This is a genomic window from Enterobacter sp. AG326, from assembly GCF_004362415.1.
Taxonomy (GTDB): domain Bacteria; phylum Pseudomonadota; class Gammaproteobacteria; order Enterobacterales; family Enterobacteriaceae; genus Enterobacter; species Enterobacter asburiae.
Genome location: NZ_SNXG01000002.1, coordinates 762,844 through 779,234, shown reverse-complemented (window position 1 = coordinate 779,234; position 16,391 = coordinate 762,844). Strand labels below are relative to the sequence as shown.

General features: G+C 58.9%; 12 protein-coding genes and 1 other RNA gene. 8 read left to right on the top strand and 5 right to left on the bottom strand.

Annotated elements, in window-relative coordinates:
* The first annotated feature begins 147 nt into the window (after positions 1–147).
* Positions 148–255: antisense sRNA RprA (gene rprA, locus DFO52_RS10785), an RNA gene on the top strand.
* A gap of 5 nt (positions 256–260) precedes the next feature.
* Here the strand turns inward: rprA and DFO52_RS10780 are convergent.
* The 3 genes from DFO52_RS10780 to ppsA all read right to left on the bottom strand — a co-directional run bounded on the left by DFO52_RS10780 (position 261) and on the right by ppsA (position 6,652).
* Complete coding sequence (locus DFO52_RS10780; protein ID WP_133550355.1) at positions 261–2,636, bottom strand: glycoside hydrolase family 3 N-terminal domain-containing protein; 2,376 nt, start codon at positions 2,634–2,636, stop codon at positions 261–263.
* Positions 2,637–2,639: 3 nt separating this feature from the next.
* On the bottom strand, positions 2,640–4,040 hold the full coding sequence (locus DFO52_RS10775; protein ID WP_133550354.1) for an MFS transporter: 1,401 nt from the start codon (positions 4,038–4,040) through the stop codon (positions 2,640–2,642).
* A gap of 233 nt (positions 4,041–4,273) precedes the next feature.
* Positions 4,274–6,652, bottom strand: a complete 2,379-nt coding sequence (gene ppsA / locus DFO52_RS10770; protein WP_047648034.1) for a phosphoenolpyruvate synthase — start codon at positions 6,650–6,652, stop codon at positions 4,274–4,276.
* 335 nt (positions 6,653–6,987) lie between these two features.
* On the opposite strand from ppsA, the gene DFO52_RS10765 reads away from it, so the two are divergent.
* Positions 6,988–7,821 (top strand): pyruvate, water dikinase regulatory protein, encoded by an 834-nt coding sequence (locus tag DFO52_RS10765; protein ID WP_029740422.1) that lies wholly within the window; start codon positions 6,988–6,990, stop codon positions 7,819–7,821.
* Positions 7,822–7,973: 152 nt separating this feature from the next.
* The gene (aroH, locus tag DFO52_RS10760) at positions 7,974–9,020 is read left to right on the top strand and encodes a 3-deoxy-7-phosphoheptulonate synthase AroH (RefSeq protein ID WP_023311314.1); all 1,047 of its coding nucleotides are present in this window, start codon (positions 7,974–7,976) and stop codon (positions 9,018–9,020) included.
* A 19-nt stretch (positions 9,021–9,039) separates the two neighbouring features.
* Here aroH and DFO52_RS10755 read toward each other — a convergent pair whose 3' ends face one another.
* A complete protein-coding gene (locus tag DFO52_RS10755; RefSeq protein WP_059346564.1) occupies positions 9,040–9,942 on the bottom strand; it encodes a LysR family transcriptional regulator in 903 nt (300 codons plus the stop codon).
* A gap of 140 nt (positions 9,943–10,082) precedes the next feature.
* Here DFO52_RS10755 and DFO52_RS10750 point away from each other — a divergent pair, with 140 nt between their 5' ends.
* The 5 genes from DFO52_RS10750 to DFO52_RS10730 are packed head-to-tail and all read left to right on the top strand — an operon-like array spanning position 10,083 to position 14,857.
* Positions 10,083–10,790: a CoA transferase subunit A gene (locus DFO52_RS10750; protein ID WP_133550353.1), complete on the top strand. Its 708-nt coding sequence runs from the start codon at positions 10,083–10,085 to the stop codon at positions 10,788–10,790.
* A 2-nt stretch (positions 10,791–10,792) separates the two neighbouring features.
* Entirely contained in the window at positions 10,793–11,449 is a 657-nt protein-coding gene (locus DFO52_RS10745) for a CoA transferase subunit B (RefSeq protein ID WP_063441728.1), read from the top strand.
* 9 nt (positions 11,450–11,458) lie between these two features.
* Positions 11,459–12,640 (top strand): acetyl-CoA C-acetyltransferase, encoded by a 1,182-nt coding sequence (locus DFO52_RS10740; protein WP_133550352.1) that lies wholly within the window; start codon positions 11,459–11,461, stop codon positions 12,638–12,640.
* 44 nt (positions 12,641–12,684) lie between these two features.
* Entirely contained in the window at positions 12,685–14,076 is a 1,392-nt protein-coding gene (locus DFO52_RS10735; protein WP_029740427.1) for a GntP family permease, read from the top strand.
* A gap of 10 nt (positions 14,077–14,086) precedes the next feature.
* Complete coding sequence (locus DFO52_RS10730) at positions 14,087–14,857, top strand: 3-hydroxybutyrate dehydrogenase (RefSeq protein WP_133550351.1); 771 nt, start codon at positions 14,087–14,089, stop codon at positions 14,855–14,857.
* 40 nt (positions 14,858–14,897) lie between these two features.
* Here the strand turns inward: DFO52_RS10730 and selO are convergent, their stop codons facing one another.
* Positions 14,898–16,340: a protein adenylyltransferase SelO gene (gene selO / locus DFO52_RS10725; RefSeq protein WP_133550350.1), complete on the bottom strand. Its 1,443-nt coding sequence runs from the start codon at positions 16,338–16,340 to the stop codon at positions 14,898–14,900.
* Between the last annotated feature and the right edge of the window lie 51 nt (positions 16,341–16,391).

The following is a 16,391-nucleotide window of genomic DNA, read 5'->3' as shown; positions in this document are numbered from 1 at the left end:
GCCGCTAAAGTATTTATTCGTCAATCACTGGTCAGACCCGCCCATTCAGCAGTAAGTCTGCTATTACCCTCAAGAAATCTTTACGTCTCTTAAACTATTGAGACGAATCCGATCGACGCTAAATAACACAATGCCTACTATTAGCACACGGTTATAAATCAACACCTTGATTTATAAGCATGGAAATCCCCTGAGTGAAACAACGAATTGCTGTGTGTAGTCTTTGCCCATCTCCCACGATGGGCTTTTTTTTATCCTGACTACGCGCGCCTGACCTCACAGGTACTGAGCATCCGCCACTCAGCAGGCAGCACCCGCGTTTCCCCTGTCGCATTGACCGTCACCGCCTCGCGAATATCCGCCGACGATGCGCCAACCTGCAGCTCAAACTCGCCCGGCTCAACGATGCGTTTTCCGTCGCGACGGGTGAAGTTGAACATCTCAACCGGCAGCGTAAAGGCGAGCGTGGCGGTTTCACCCGGCGAGAGGGTGACACGCTGGAAGGCCTTCAGCTCCTGAAGCGGCCGCACCTGAGTGGCGACCTTATCCCTGACGTAAACCTGCACCACCTCGCTGCCGCTGCGCTCTCCGGTATTGGTGATATCCACGTTCAGCGTCACCTCACCGTCGACCGGTACGCTGCTTTCGGCGACGCGGACAGCGCCCCAGCTAAACGTCGTCCAGCCGAGGCCGAAGCCAAACGGGTAACGCGAACCGAAATGGAACGCAAACGGCGTACCGCCGCTTTTGAGCTTGTGATTGTAGTAATACGGCATCGCCCCGGCGCTTTTCGGCACGCTCACCACCAGACGCCCCTGCGGCTCTGCCCGCCCCGTCAGCACGTCCGCAATCGCCCAGCCCCCTTCCTGTCCCGGCGCCCAGGCCATCATCAGCGCCGCGACCTTGTCTTCCAGACCCTGCAGGTTGTATGGACGCCCCCCGGTCATGACCACAATCACCGGTTTACCGGTGGCGACCAGCGCTTCCAGCAGCTGTTGCTGCACGCCCGGCAGGTTCAGGGAATCGGTATCGGAACCTTCCCCCACGGTACCGCTCTGGAACAGCCCGGCGAGATCGCCCACGCAGGCCACCACCACGTCACTCTCCCGCGCGGCGTTCACGGCCTCGGGGATCAGGGCGGTACTTAGTGAAACCGGCGACTGCTGCATCGGTTTGCCGCCGCTGTCGCCAGGGAAGACCGGCGCGCCCGCCATCCGTTTTTCGATGATGTGGCACCCTTTGGCATAGCGGACGTTCGATGCACCGAGATACTGCTCCAGCGCCGCGCGCGGGGTCGTGACCTGCGAGGTCTCTTCCACCATATCGCTGATGATCAAATGCACCGGGAAGCTGTAGCCGCTCAGTAACGCCAGCGGATCGTCTGCCGTCGGCCCCACTACCGCCACCCGAGGTTTGCCGCCGAGCGGTAAAATTCCGTTGTTTTCCAGCAGCGTGAGCGATTTCGTCGCCACCTCCCGCGCGGCCTGGCGGGTCATATCGTTTTGCAGATCGATACCGTTTTCATCCGCGTACGGGTTTTCAAACAGGCCAAGGCGGAATTTTTCAGTCAGCGTACGCGCCACGATCTCATCGACCTTCGCCATAGAGATCAGCCCGCGCTCTACCGCTTCCGCCAGATGCCGCGCGCAGTCATCTTTCGGCAGCTCAACGTCCAGCCCGGCGTTGAACGCCAGCGCGGCAGATTCGGCCGCGTCGTGGGAAATCCCGTGGTGCTGGTGCAGCAGGCTGACGCCGCCGTAATCCGCCACAATAATCCCGTCGAACCCCCACTGCTCGCGCAGGACGGTGGTCAGCAGGAAGCTGTCGCTGTGCCCCGGCTGGTTATCAATATCGTGGTACGCGGGCATAACCGAACCGGCGTTTGCCAGCTTGACCGCCATTTCAAACGGCAGCAGGAAGGTGTCGTTCAGCTCGCTGAACCCCAGGTGTACCGGCGCGTGGTTGCGCGCCCCCTCGCTGAACGAGTGCCCCACGTAATGTTTCAGGGTTGCCAGCAGGTCGCGCTTATCGCCCTGTAAGCCCTTCACGTAGGCGGTCGCCATTACGCCCACCAGCCAGGGATCTTCCCCGAAGGTCTCTTCGGTACGCCCCCAGCGCACGTCGCGGGATACGTCCAGCACCGGCGCAAGCCCCTGCTGGCAGCCGACGGAGCGCGCCTCTTTGCCAATCTGCTCTGCCGCCCGCTGCACAAGCTCCGGATCCCAGGTCGAACCGTAGTTCAATGACGACGGGAACAAGGTGGCGTCTTTGCACAGCAGCCCCACCAGACACTCCTCGTGGAACAGCGCCGGAATGCCGAGACGCGTCTCTTCCATCATCATGCGCTGCAGGCGGTTCGCGGCGCGCACGCCGGTTTTCGCGTCAACGATGTGGGTGCCCAGCGGCCGCGTGATCTGCCCGACGCCCAGCTTGAGCCGTTCGCTGAGCGCAGCCTGCTCGCTCACGCCGGCGAATTCGTCGCTGAGGTCGCTGCGCTCGCGGTGGTTACCGTTTTCATCGAGGATCAGCCAGTACGCGTGCATCTGGGCGAACTTCTCTTCCGGGGTCATGCGCGCCAGTAAATCGGCGACGCGCTCGTGCACGGGACGTCCCGCGTCCTTATAGATAGTCGTCATGTTTTACTCCTGTAGTGCGGAAGGGGTTGCCGGGCTGAGCTGCCCCGCTTCGGGTCTGACTTCACGCTTGCTGGCCAGCTCCCGGGCGATGGAATCCACCAGCCGGCTGTTTAGCCTGTAGATGGCAAGCAGCGCGACCATGCAGAGGAACAGCGCGCACGGGATAAGGGTGAACAGCGCGTTGATGGTCGAGAGAACGCCTGGCGCCTGGGTTGCCTGGCCCGGGGCGTAATCCACCATGCCAAGCACCCAGCCGACGACCGCCCCGCCCAGCGCCAGGCCAAACTTGATGGCAAACAGCGCGGTGGAGAAAACCAGCCCGTCCAGACGACGGCCGCTGCGGTGCTCTTCGTAGTCGACCACATCGGAGAACATGGTCCACTGCAGCGGCGTGGTGAGGTTTTGAATAAAGCTAAAGACGATGTTAAGGCCAAAGATGAGCCACACCTGTGAAGGAGGCAGGAAGAAAATCAGCGCGCCGAAGATAACGAAGGAGATAATCGTCCACTGGTAGGCGCGAACGCGGTCAAATTTCCCCAGCAGCCGTTCAGATAATAATGCGCCGCTTAAGGAGGCCACCATGCCGGAAACAATAAAGGCAAAAACCAGATCCGGACGCAGCAGCACATAGTTTACGTAATACATGGTGGCGGAACCGCGCGTCACCACCGCCGTTAACAGCAAAATATTAAACAGGAACACAATACGCCACTGGCTGTTCCCGGCCAGCAGTTTTAAATCGGTGAGCATGGAGCCGGAGGTATCATTGCGCGGAGAATAACGCTCGCGGGTCATCAGGAAACAGCAGAAGAACAGCACAATGCCCAGCAACCCCATCAGGCTCATGGCATAGAAATAGCCTTTCTGCACGTTGCCCTGGCCTAACAGTGAGACCAGCGGCAGGGCAATAACCGTCACGATCAGCCCGCCGATAAACGACAGGCCAAAGCGCCACGACTGCAGAGAATGACGCTCGCGCGGATCCAGCGTCAGCGCGCCGGGCATGGCGCAGTAAGGCACGTTAATCGCGGAGTAAATCAGGCTTAAAATCGCGTAGGTCACGCAGGCGTACACGATTTTCGCCGTCGGCCCAACGTCCGGCACATAGAAGGTAATGAGGCAGCTCACGCCAAACGGGATGGCAAACCACAGCAGCCAGGGACGGAAACGTCCGTGACGCGTCCGGGTGCGGTCAACCAGTGCGCCAATGCACGGATCGACAAACGCATCAACCACGCGCACCACTAAAAACATGGTGCCCATAATCGCGGCGGGTAGCCCAAAAACATCTGTATAAAAATAAGCGAGAAATAACGTTGCCGTTTGCCAGACCAGCGCGCTGGCCATATCGCCTAAGCCATAACCTATTTTATCTTTGGTACGCAATACAGAGGAAAGTGTCATTGTTATTTGCCTTTTTATCAGGTTAAAACGTATTTCAACCAGTTGCGCATCTTCTTAAGGGAAATGCGCAGTAAGGCTCAAGTATTAGCAACGGTTTGCGCGCTAACAATTGTCTAAATTGACAGACAAATTATGATATTTGGTTTTTTACTTTATTTGTGATGGGGAGCAAATAAGAAATGAAATAAAAAAGGCGAGGAATATTATCCTCGCCTTTTCGGGTCAGCGTGGCGTTACTTGTTCAGTTCTGCCAGGCTCAGCCAGGTTTGCACCACGGTGTCCGGGTTAAGGGACAGGCTATCGATCCCCTCTTCCATCAGCCATGCGGCAAAGTCTTCATGGTCGGATGGACCCTGACCGCAGATCCCGACGTATTTACCCTGCTTCTTCGCCGCGCGGATGGACATGGAGAGCAGCGCTTTCACCGCCTCGTTGCGCTCGTCAAACAGCTCGGAGACCACGCCGGAGTCGCGGTCCAGACCCAGCGTTAGCTGCGTCATGTCGTTCGAGCCGATAGAGAAGCCGTCGAAGTGCTCGAGGAACTGCTCGGCCAGCAGGGCGTTGGACGGGATTTCGCACATCATGATGATCTTCAGCCCGTTCTCGCCGCGCTTCAGACCCTGTCGCGCCAGCTCGTCCACCACCGCTTTCGCCTGATCCACGGTACGCACGAACGGGATCATGATTTCAACGTTGGTCAGCCCCATCTCGTTGCGCACGCGTTTCACCGCCTCACACTCCAGCGCGAAGCAGTCGCGGAAGCTGTCGGACACGTAGCGTCCGGCCCCGCGGAAGCCCAGCATCGGGTTCTCTTCTTCCGGCTCGTAGCGCTCGCCGCCGACCAGGTTGGCGTATTCGTTAGACTTAAAGTCAGACAGACGCACGATCACGCGTTTCGGATAGAAGGCGGCGCCCAGCGTCGCGATCCCTTCGGTCAGACGGCCGACGTAGAACTCTTTCGGCGAGTCGTAGCCTTTCATCATCTCGCGGATTTCGTTCTGCAGCTTCGGATCCTGGTCGTCAAACTCCAGCAGCGCGCGCGGATGAACGCCGATCATACGGTTGATGATAAATTCCAGACGCGCCAGGCCAACGCCTTCGTTCGGCAGGCAGGCGAAGTCAAACGCGCGGTCCGGGTTGCCGACGTTCATCATGATCTTCAGCGGCAGGTCCGGCATGGTATCCACGCTTGAGCTCTTCACGCTGAAGTCGAGGATATCGGCGTAGACGTAGCCGGTATCGCCTTCGGCACAGGAGACGGTCACGTTCTGCCCGTCCTTCATGCGCTCGGTGGCGTCACCGCAGCCGACAACCGCAGGAATGCCCAGCTCGCGGGCAATGATCGCCGCGTGGCAGGTACGACCGCCGCGGTTGGTGACGATAGCCGCCGCTTTCTTCATGATCGGTTCCCAGTCCGGGTCGGTCATGTCGGTTACCAGCACGTCGCCTGGCTCAATACGGTTCATCTCGCTGATGTCGTGGATCACTTTGACCGGACCGGCACCGATGCGGTGACCGATGGCGCGGCCTTCCGCCACGATTTTACCCTGCGCGTGCAGCGTATAACGCTCCATCACCTGACCGCGAGAGCGGACGGTTTCCGGACGCGCCTGCACGATAAACAGCTTGCCGGTGTTCCCGTCTTTCGCCCATTCGATGTCCATCGGACGGCCGTAGTGTTTTTCGATCTGCACCGCCTGCTTCGCCAGCTCCTGCACTTCGGCGTCGGTCAGGGAGAAGCGGTCGCGCTGCTCCTGCGGTACATCTTCAATTTTAACCTGCTTGCCATGCTCCTGGGTCGGGGCATAAATCATGCGGATTTTTTTCGAGCCCATGGTGCGGCGCACCACCGCCGGACGGCCAGCGGCCAGCGTAGGCTTGTGGACGTAGAATTCGTCAGGGTTTACCGCGCCCTGCACAACCATCTCACCCAGACCCCACGCGGAGGTGATAAACACCACCTGGTCGAAGCCGGATTCGGTATCAATGGAGAACATCACGCCGGATGAACCCACGTCCGAGCGCACCATGCGCTGCACGCCAGCGGAGAGTGCCACGCCGCGATGGTCGTAGCCCTGGTGCACGCGATAGGAGATGGCACGGTCGTTGAACAGGGAAGCAAACACATGCTTCACCGCCACCAGCACCGCATCGTAACCCTGGACGTTCAGGAAGGTTTCCTGCTGCCCGGCGAACGAGGCGTCCGGCATATCTTCTGCGGTTGCAGAGGAACGCACGGCAAAGGAGGCCTGCGCATCGTCAGCAGAGAGCTGGTTGTACGCGTCGTGAATGGCTTTTTCCAGTTCCGGCTGGAAAGGTGTGTCGATGATCCACTGGCGGATCTGCGCCCCGGCTTTGGCAAGCTCGGTAACGTCATCAATATCCGTTTTATCCAGCAGGTCGTAAATGCGCTGGTTAACACCGCTCTGGTCTAAAAACAGGTTAAAGGCATCGGCGGTGGTGGCAAACCCGTTCGGTACGGAGACACCCATACCCGACAGATTTGTAATCATTTCACCCAGGGAGGCATTTTTGCCCCCAACTCTGTCTACATCATTCATGCCGAGTTGGTTATACCAAAGCACCAGCGGTGACGAGCCATTGTTGGACATCGAAACAATCCTTTTGTGATATTTGATCGGAGTAAGTAACACCTGACTACGTATTTATACTGGCATATTTATTTCCGCTAAAAAAACGGTGAATCGTGTAAGCAATTTAAATTTTCAACTTTTCGGATACTTTCCCATCAACGATTAACCCGATGATTCCTCTATATTCAGCCAGAAACCCCAAAAATAAAGTCGCTATTTGAAAAATGAAATCCACTTTTCAGGAAAATCAAAAACACCGTTTCATTTATAATTAAGATAAGTTCTTTGCTGTGTAATTTACTTTTTTAATTTATGCTTTCAGACAATTAGGTCTGATATTCAGGGTGAGTAAAATGGATAGTGCTGTCGATCGCCACGTTTTTTATATTTCTGATGGTACGGCGATCACCGCCGAGGTGCTGGGCCACGCGGTGATGTCGCAGTTTCCCGTTTCGATTAACAGCATCACGCTGCCGTTTGTCGAAAACGAAAGCCGCGCCAAAGCGGTGAAGGACCAGATTGACGCCATCTACCAGCAGACCGGCATCCGCCCGCTGGTGTTCTACTCTATCGTGATCCCCGAGATTCGCGCCATCATTCTGCAAAGTGAAGGCTTCTGCCAGGATATTGTGCAGGCGCTGGTGGCTCCGCTGCAGAGCGAGCTTAAGCTCGACCCGACGCCTATCGCCCACCGTACCCACGGGCTTAACCCCGGCAACCTGATTAAGTACGACGCGCGTATCGCCGCCATTGACTACACCCTCGCACACGACGACGGTATCTCTCTGCGTAATCTCGACCAGGCGCAGGTGATCCTGCTTGGCGTGTCGCGCTGCGGCAAAACCCCGACCAGCCTCTATCTGGCGATGCAGTTTGGCATTCGCGCTGCAAACTACCCGTTTATCGCTGATGACATGGATAATCTGGTCCTGCCCGCCGCCCTTAAGCCGCTGCAGCACAAGCTGTTCGGCCTGACGATCAACCCGGAACGCCTTGCCGCCATCCGCGAGGAGCGACGCGAGAACAGCCGCTACGCCTCCATGCGCCAGTGCCGGATGGAGGTTTCCGAAGTGGAAGCGCTGTACCGCAAAAACCAGATCCCGTGGCTGAACAGCACCAACTATTCGGTTGAAGAAATTGCCACCAAAATTCTCGACATCATGGGGCTTAATCGCCGCATGTACTAATATGCTAGTACATTAGCTCAGATTCAGGTATCATCATCGGCAACCACGGGGCGGTGTCGCCCCGAACTTGAAATCAGCAGGGATTGGTTTAAGGTGATGCCCATCACTTCCCGGTAGTCTGCCGATGAAGCAAAAATTTTCTGAGACATTCCATGAATAAAACCGATGAACTCCGCACTGCGCGCATTGACAGCCTGGTCACGCCGGCTGAACTGGCACAGCGGCATCCCGTTTCCGCCGCCGTCGCGGAACATGTGACGGCCTCCCGCCGCCGCATTGAAAAAATCCTGAACGGTGAAGACAAACGTCTTCTGGTGGTGATTGGGCCTTGCTCCATCCACGATCTGGATGCCGCGATGGATTATGCGAAACGACTCCAGGGACTGCGGGATAAGTACCAGCATCGCCTTGAGATCGTGATGCGCACCTACTTTGAAAAACCGCGGACCGTGGTGGGCTGGAAAGGCCTGATTTCCGATCCTGACCTCAACGGCAGCTATCGCGTTAACCACGGTATCGAGCTGGCGAGGAAGCTGCTTTTACAGGTCAACGAGCTGGGCGTGCCGACGGCGACCGAGTTTCTCGATATGGTGACCGGGCAGTTTATCGCCGATCTGATCAGCTGGGGCGCGATTGGCGCGCGCACTACCGAAAGCCAGATCCACCGTGAGATGGCCTCTGCCCTCTCCTGCCCGGTCGGCTTTAAAAACGGGACCGACGGCAACACCCGTATTGCGGTTGATGCCATCCGCGCTGCCCGTGCCAGCCACATGTTCCTGTCGCCGGATAAGAGCGGTCATATGACCATCTACCAGACCAGCGGTAACCCTTACGGGCATATCATTATGCGCGGCGGGAAGAAACCCAATTACCATGCACAAGATATTGCGGCGGCCTGTGAAACGCTGGCCGAGTTCGACCTGCCGGAACATCTGGTGGTGGATTTCAGCCACGGCAACTGCCAGAAGCAGCATCGCCGCCAGCTGGACGTCTGCGATGAGATCTGTCAGCAGATCCGCAGCGGCTCGACCGCCGTTGCAGGGATTATGGCTGAGAGCTTTATCAAAGAAGGCACGCAGAAAATAGTTGCCGGGCAGCAGATGGTTTACGGCCAGTCGATCACCGACCCGTGCCTGAGCTGGGAAGACAGCGAACTGCTGCTGGAAAAATTGGCCTCTGCGGTAGATACCCGCTTCTGAAGCAATCGGGTCGGCCGGGTCACTCCGCCTGACCCGGCTGGTAAAAATCCTTCAGCGTTTCCAGCAGGGCATGCGCCGCTTTAGAGAGCTGCGTATGCCCTGGATGGATCGCCCCGATGCACTTTTCAATGGGCGGGTTATCCAGCGGGATACAGACCGCGCCCAGCGCCGTCATCTGCGCCTCGCAGAGCGCCGGAACGGCACTGCCGCCCAGCCCGCTCGCGACCATTCGCCCGACCGTCACCAGCTGATGACTCTCCAGCGCCACGTCCAGCTTTCTGCCGCTTCGCGCCAGCTCCTCCTCCATCATCAGACGTACCGCCGACGGGCGCTGCAGGGTGATGAAATCCAGCGTCAGCAGATCATCCCATGACAGGCGCTTCTTGCCTGCCAGCGAGGAATCTTTCGGCACAATGGCAACAAACCTGTCGAGGCCCAGCGGAGTAAACAGCAGGTTGTGCGTTGGCGCGGGCTCAAAGGCGATGCCCATCTCGACCCGCCCTTCCCGCACCATCTCTATCACCTGCTCGTTAATGACATCGTGCACGGTGACGTTGATCCCGGCATGACGATCGCGAAACGCTTTTAGCACCTCGGGCAGGACATTCGCGGCAAACGACGGCATGGCCGCAACCGAAATTTTACCGCGCTGCAGGGTAAAGCACTGGTGCATCGCCTCTTCGACGTTATCCCAGTCGGCAAGCAGCTGACGCGCCATCGGCAAAAACGTCTCTCCCTCCTGCGTCAGCGCGACTTTGCGCGTGCTCCGCTGCAGCAGCGGTCCGCCGAGCGCATCCTCCAGCGCTTTAATCGTCAGGCTCAGGGCCGGCTGGGAAAGATTCAGCCGTTCGCTGGCGTGCGCGAAATTGAGAGTGTGAGCTACCGCTAAAAACGCGCGTAACTGTTTGACACTCATTCTCATTTTTCATCCCGTTAACTAATTGAAAAAATTTAGTTAACAGGAAATTAATAAAAAAACCAAATGAGTGGGTCACAAATTCAAAATTAACAAATGAGTCGCAGCCCCTAATGATACCGGCACGGATAACGGGAGGGATGACTATGGCGGGACTGGATAAGCGCGTCGGCAGCTATGCGCAGGCGCTGGATGGGCTGACGGACGGAATGACCTTGCTGGCGGGTGGCTTCGGCCTGTGCGGGATTCCGGAGAACCTGATTGCAGAGGTCAGACGCCGTCAGGTGAAAGATCTGACGGTGGTATCAAACAACTGCGGCGTGGACGGTTTCGGTCTCGGGATACTGCTCGAAACGCGGCAGGTTCGCAAAGTGGTGGCCTCTTACGTCGGCGAGAACGCCCTGTTCGAGCAGCAGGTGCTGAGCGGCGAACTGGAGATTGAACTCACGCCTCAGGGCACGCTGGCGGAAAAGGTGCGCGCGGGCGGCGCGGGCATTCCGGCTTTTTACACGGCCACCGGCTACGGCACGCCCGTGGCTGCCGGCAAAGACGTGCGCCAGTTTGCGGGGAAGCACTACATCCTTGAAGAGGCCATTACCGGCGATTTCGCGCTCATTAAGGGCTGGAAAGCGGACTGGTACGGCAACGTTGTCTATCGGCATACCGCGCAAAATTTTAATCCGCTGATGGCAACGGCGGGGCGGATAACGGTCGTCGAGGTGGAAGAGATAGTTCCCCCGGGTGAGCTGCCCCCGTCAGCCATTCATACCCCGGGAATTTACGTCGACAGGCTGATTGTCGGCCAGTTTGAAAAACGCATTGAACAGCGCACCCTGCGCGCGGAAGGAGTCTGACAATGTTGACCCGTGAACAGATGGCCATGCGCGTCGCCCGCGAGCTGCGCGACGGGTATTACGTCAACCTGGGGATCGGTATCCCCACCCTGGTGGCGAACTACATTCCGGACGGGATGGACGTGATGCTTCAGTCCGAAAACGGGCTGCTGGGGATGGGGGCTTTTCCTGACGAGCGGAGCCTTGACGCCGACATGATCAACGCCGGTAAACAGACCGTGACCGCGCGCACCGGCGCGGCCATTTTCGACTCGGCCCAGTCGTTTGCCATGATCCGCGGCGGTCATGTGGATCTGACCGTGCTGGGCGCGTTTGAAGTGGACGTCGAGGGCAATATCGCCTCGTGGATGATCCCCGGAAAGATGGTGAAGGGCATGGGCGGCGCGATGGATCTCGTGGCCGGGGCGCAGAACATCATTGTGGTGATGACCCACGCGTCGAAAAACGGTGAGTCAAAGCTGCTGCCGCGCTGCACGCTGCCGCTCACGGGCGCGGGCTGTATCCGTCGGGTCTTAACCGACCTCGCACTGCTGGAGATCGAGGACGGCGCGTTCATCCTGCGGGAATACGCCCCCGGCGTCAGCATCGACGAAATTGCGGCTAAGACAGCCGGGAAAATGATTGTGGCGGACGACGTTCGCGAGATGCGCTTCAACTGAGGACTCACGATGAAAGAAGTCATGATTGTCGGGGCAACGCGAACCCCCATTGGCAGTTTTCGCGGCTCGCTATCGTCCCTTTCGGCGGTTGAGCTGGGGGCCGTAGCGGTGCGGCACCTGCTGGAGAACAGCGGTCTTCGCGAAGAACAGGTAGATGAACTGATTTTCGGGCAGGTGCTGACGGCGGGATGCGGGCAAAACCCGGCGCGTCAGACGGCCATCGCCGCCGGATTACCCGTCAGCACGCCGGCGACAACGGTCAACCTGGTGTGCGGCGCGGGCCTAAAAGCGGTGCAGCTCGCCGCGCAGGCGATCCGCTGCGGCGACGCGGACGTGGCCATCGCTGGCGGTCAGGAGAGCATGAGCAACGCCCCCTATCTGCTGGACGGCGCGCGTTCAGGGCTGCGTTTTGGCCATACGGGACTGCAGGACAGCATGATTACCGACGGGCTGTGGGACGCGTTCAACGATTATCACATGGGGATCACCGCTGAAAACGTCGCCCGGGAGAATGCCATATCCCGCGTGCAGCAGGACGCCTTTGCCGCCCGGTCGCAGCACAAAGCGGCCTCCGCCATCGAAGCGGGTCGCTTTGACGACGAGATAGCGCCGGTGACGGTAAAACAGGGCAAAAAACCGCCGCTTATCGTCAGCCGTGACGAACAGCCCCGGCCAGGCACTACCGCTGAGCAGCTGGCGCAGCTGCGCCCCGCCTTTCTGCAGGTGGAAGGCACGGTCACTGCCGGAAATGCGTCAACGCTCAACGACGGTGCCGCTGCGGTGCTGCTGATGAGCGGCGAAAAGGCGCGGGAAAGTGGTTTGCCGATCCTCGGTCGCATCGTGAGCTACGCCGTGACGGGCGTTGACCCGTCGGTGATGGGCATCGGACCGGTCAGCGCCTGCCGGACGGCGCTGGCGCGGGCGGGCTGGACGCTCGATGACGTGGACCTCATTGAAGCCAATGAAGCCTTTGCCGCCCAGGCGCTGGCGGTGGGCAAGCAGCTCGGCTGGGATGAGCGCAGGGTGAACGTTAACGGCGGCGCTATCGCCCTGGGTCATCCGATTGGCGCCTCCGGCTGCCGCATCCTCGTGACGCTGCTGTACGAAATGCAGCGCCGTGACGTCAAAAAAGGGCTCGTCACCCTGTGCGTGGGCGGCGGACAAGGCATTGCTCTGACCGTCGAACGTTAAGCATCTCGTTGATACCCGAATAATAATTAAAGTGAGGAGTCGTAATGAGTGTGTTAATTGCCCTGGCGGCGCTGGCGCTGCTGATGCTGGCGGCCTATCGCGGATACAGCGTTATTTTGTTTGCGCCGATTGCGGCGCTCGGCGCCGTGCTGCTGACCGATCCGGGTGCCGTCGGCCCGACGTTTACCGGTCTGTTTATGGAAAAGATGGTGGGCTTCGTCAAGCTCTACTTCCCGGTGTTCCTGCTGGGGGCCGTTTTCGGCAAGCTGATTGAGCTTTCCGGTTTCTCACGCTCGATCGTCGCCGCCGCGATTCAGATCCTCGGTCGTCGCCACGCTATTCCGGTGATCGTCCTGGTGTGCGCGCTGTTAACCTACGGCGGCGTGTCGCTGTTCGTGGTGGCGTTTGCGGTTTACCCTTTCGCCGCGGAGCTGTTCCGCCAGAGCGGCATCCCCAAGCGGCTGATCCCGGCCACCGTGGCGCTGGGGGCATTCTCGTTTACCATGGACGCCCTGCCCGGCACGCCGCAGATCCAGAATATCATCCCCACCAGCTTCTTTGGTACGAACGCCTGGGCCGCGCCGTGGCTGGGGCTTATTGGCTCTCTGTTTATTATCGCCTTTGGCCTGCTCTGGCTGGAGCGTCAGCGTCGTAAGGCGTTCAATAACAACGAAGGTTACGGCACGGATCTGAAAAATGAGCCCGAAACGCCGGATAACATTAACCTTCCGCACCCGCTGATTGCTATCTCCCCGCTGCTGGTGGTGGGCATACTTAACCTGCTGTTTACCCGCTGGATCCCCGGCTGGTACGGCACGACCCACGAGCTGACTCTGCCAGGACTGGCGAAACCCATTGTGACCGAGGTGGGCAAGATCACCGCCATCTGGGCCGTGGAAGCGGCGCTGATCTCCGGTATCGTGCTGGTGCTGATTTTTGGCTTTCACAATATCCGGGGTCGTCTGGCAGAAGGCAGCCGGACCGCGGTGAGCGGTGCCATTCTGGCGGCGATGAATACCGCCTCTGAGTACGGTTTCGGCGCGGTGATCGCCGCCCTGCCCGGGTTCCTGGTGTTATCCAAAGCGCTTGCGGCTATCCCGAATCCGCTGCTGAATGAAGCCATCAGCGTGACGGTGCTTGCGGGGATCACCGGCTCTGCGTCCGGCGGGATGAGTATTGCGCTCGCCGCCATGTCCGACTCGTTTGTCGCCGCCGCCCACGCCGCAAATATCCCGCTTGAGGTGCTACACCGCGTGGCCTCGATGGCGAGCGGCGGGATGGATACGCTGCCCCATAACGGCGCGGTGATTACCCTGCTGGCGATTACCGGCCTGAGCCATCGTCAGGCCTACGGCGGCATTTTCGCTATCACCATCATTAAAAGTCTGGCAGTGCTTTTTGTCATTGCCGTGTTCTATCTGACCGGCATTGTGTAAGGAGAGAAAGATGAATCTGAACGGTAAGACCGCGCTGGTGACGGGCTCGACCAGCGGCATTGGACTTGGGATCGCCCGCGTACTGGCGAAGGCCGGGGCGCAGCTGATCCTCAACGGTTTCGGCGACAGCGAATTAGCAAGAGAAGAGATTGCGCAACTGGGCAAAAAGCCGGGCTATCACGATGCGGACCTGCGTGACGTGCTGCAAATTGAAGCCATGATGCGCTACGCCGAATCGCAGTTTGGCGGCGTGGACATTCTTGTCAACAACGCCGGGATACAGCATGTCGCCCCGGTTGATGCGTTTCCGGTGGAGAAATGGAACGACATTATCGCCATTAATCTCTCCTCGGTATTTCACACCAGCCGGCTGGCGCTGCCCGCCATGCGTGAGAAAAACTGGGGGCGCATCATCAATATCGCCTCCGTTCACGGGCTGGTCGCGTCAAAAGAGAAGTCTGCCTACGTGGCCGCCAAGCATGGCGTAGTGGGCTTTACGAAATCGCTGGCGCTGGAAACCGCCCGCACCGGTATTACCGCCAATACCATCTGCCCGGGCTGGGTGCTGACGCCGCTGGTGCAACAGCAAATCGACAAGCGCATCGCTGAAGGCGTCCCGCCGGAGCAGGCTCGCGATCGGCTTCTCGCGGAGAAACAACCTTCGGGCGAGTTTGTCACCCCGGAGCAGCTGGGTGAACTGGCGCTGTTTTTGTGCAGCGAGGGCGCCGTGAACGTTCGCGGCGCCGCGTGGAATATGGATGGCGGCTGGGTTGCGCAGTAATTTTTGCCGGGTAAGGCGACGCCGCCACCCGGCAAAATTTCTAACTTGAGCAGCTGACCTCCAGCCGCTTGCCCCAGTCGGGCGGGCGGCTGACGTAGTCATCATCCCGGTCGGCAAACGGCGTGCGCAGAGCCAGGTTCAGGCGGTGTAGCTCGTCATACTCCCCCTGCTCTGCCTGCTCAATCGCCCGCTGCGCCAGCCAGTTGCGCAACACCATCGCTGGATTCTTCGCGTTCATTTGCGTCTGGCGAGTGGCGTCGTCCACCTGCTCCTGCTGCAGCCGCGCGCGGTAAGTGGCAAACCAGTCGTCAAACGCCTGTCTGTCAATAAACTCGTCGCGCAGCGGCGAGGCCGCACTATGCTGCTCCGTCTGGCTCAGCATCCGGAAGGTACGGGTATAATCGCTGCCCTCGCGCGCCATCAGGGCAAACAGGCCGTTGAGGATGTCGTTATCGCCCCTCTCCTGCGTCATCAGCCCCAGCTTGTTGCGCATCAGCATGCCATATTCTCGCAGCAATATGTCCTGATAGCTGTCGAGCGCATCGTTGAGGGCATCTACGTCGATGAACGGCGACAGGGTTTGCGCAAGCCGCTGCAGGTTCCACAGGCCAACCGCTGGCTGATTATCAAAGCTGTAACGTCCCTGATAGTCGGAGTGGTTGCAGATATAGCCAGGCTGATAATCGTCCAGGAAACCAAACGGACCGTAATCAAAGGTCAGCCCGAGGATCGACATGTTGTCCGTATTCATGACGCCATGCGCAAAGCCCACCGTTTGCCAGCGGGCAATCAGGCTTGCGGTACGGGCAACCACATCCCTGAACCAGAGAACGTATTTATCCGCCTCGTCCTGCAAATGCGCCCAGTGGTGACGAATGGCAAAGTCAGCCAGCTGGCGAACCTTGTCCGGCTCGCGGCGATAGTAAAAGTGCTCGAAATGACCAAAGCGCAAATGGCTTTGCGCAATACGCATCAGCATTGCCCCTTTTTCCACCGTTTCGCGCGCTACCGGCGTATCGCTGGAGACAATCGACAGCGCGCGCGTAGTGGGAATCCCCAGGGCGTGCATCGCTTCGGACGCCAGGCACTCGCGAATCGTTGAACGCAGCACCGCGCGCCCGTCGCCCATTCTCGACCAGGGAGTCAGACCCGCGCCTTTCAGGTGCCAGTCGACTGTCTCCCCGTTGGGAAGCCGTTGTTCGCCGAGCAGGATCCCCCTGCCGTCGCCAAGCTGTCCCGCCCAGACGCCAAACTGATGTCCGCTATAGACCTGAGCCAGAGGTTGCATACCGGCGAGAAGCGTTTCCCCGCCCCAGACGCCTGCGCCTTCTGAAGGCTGAAACAGCTCAGGCGGAATGGCCAGTTCTTCTGCCAGCAAATCGTTATGCCAGATAAGGCGTGAATTTTGTAAGGGTGTTGGTTTGAGTGCGGTGTAAAAGCCAGGCAACTCATCATGCCAGTGAGCAGTAAAAGACAGGGTCATAAGTCCTCCTGCTTTTAGTGTAGAGGGTTTACCCGGACTTAAACACGGGCG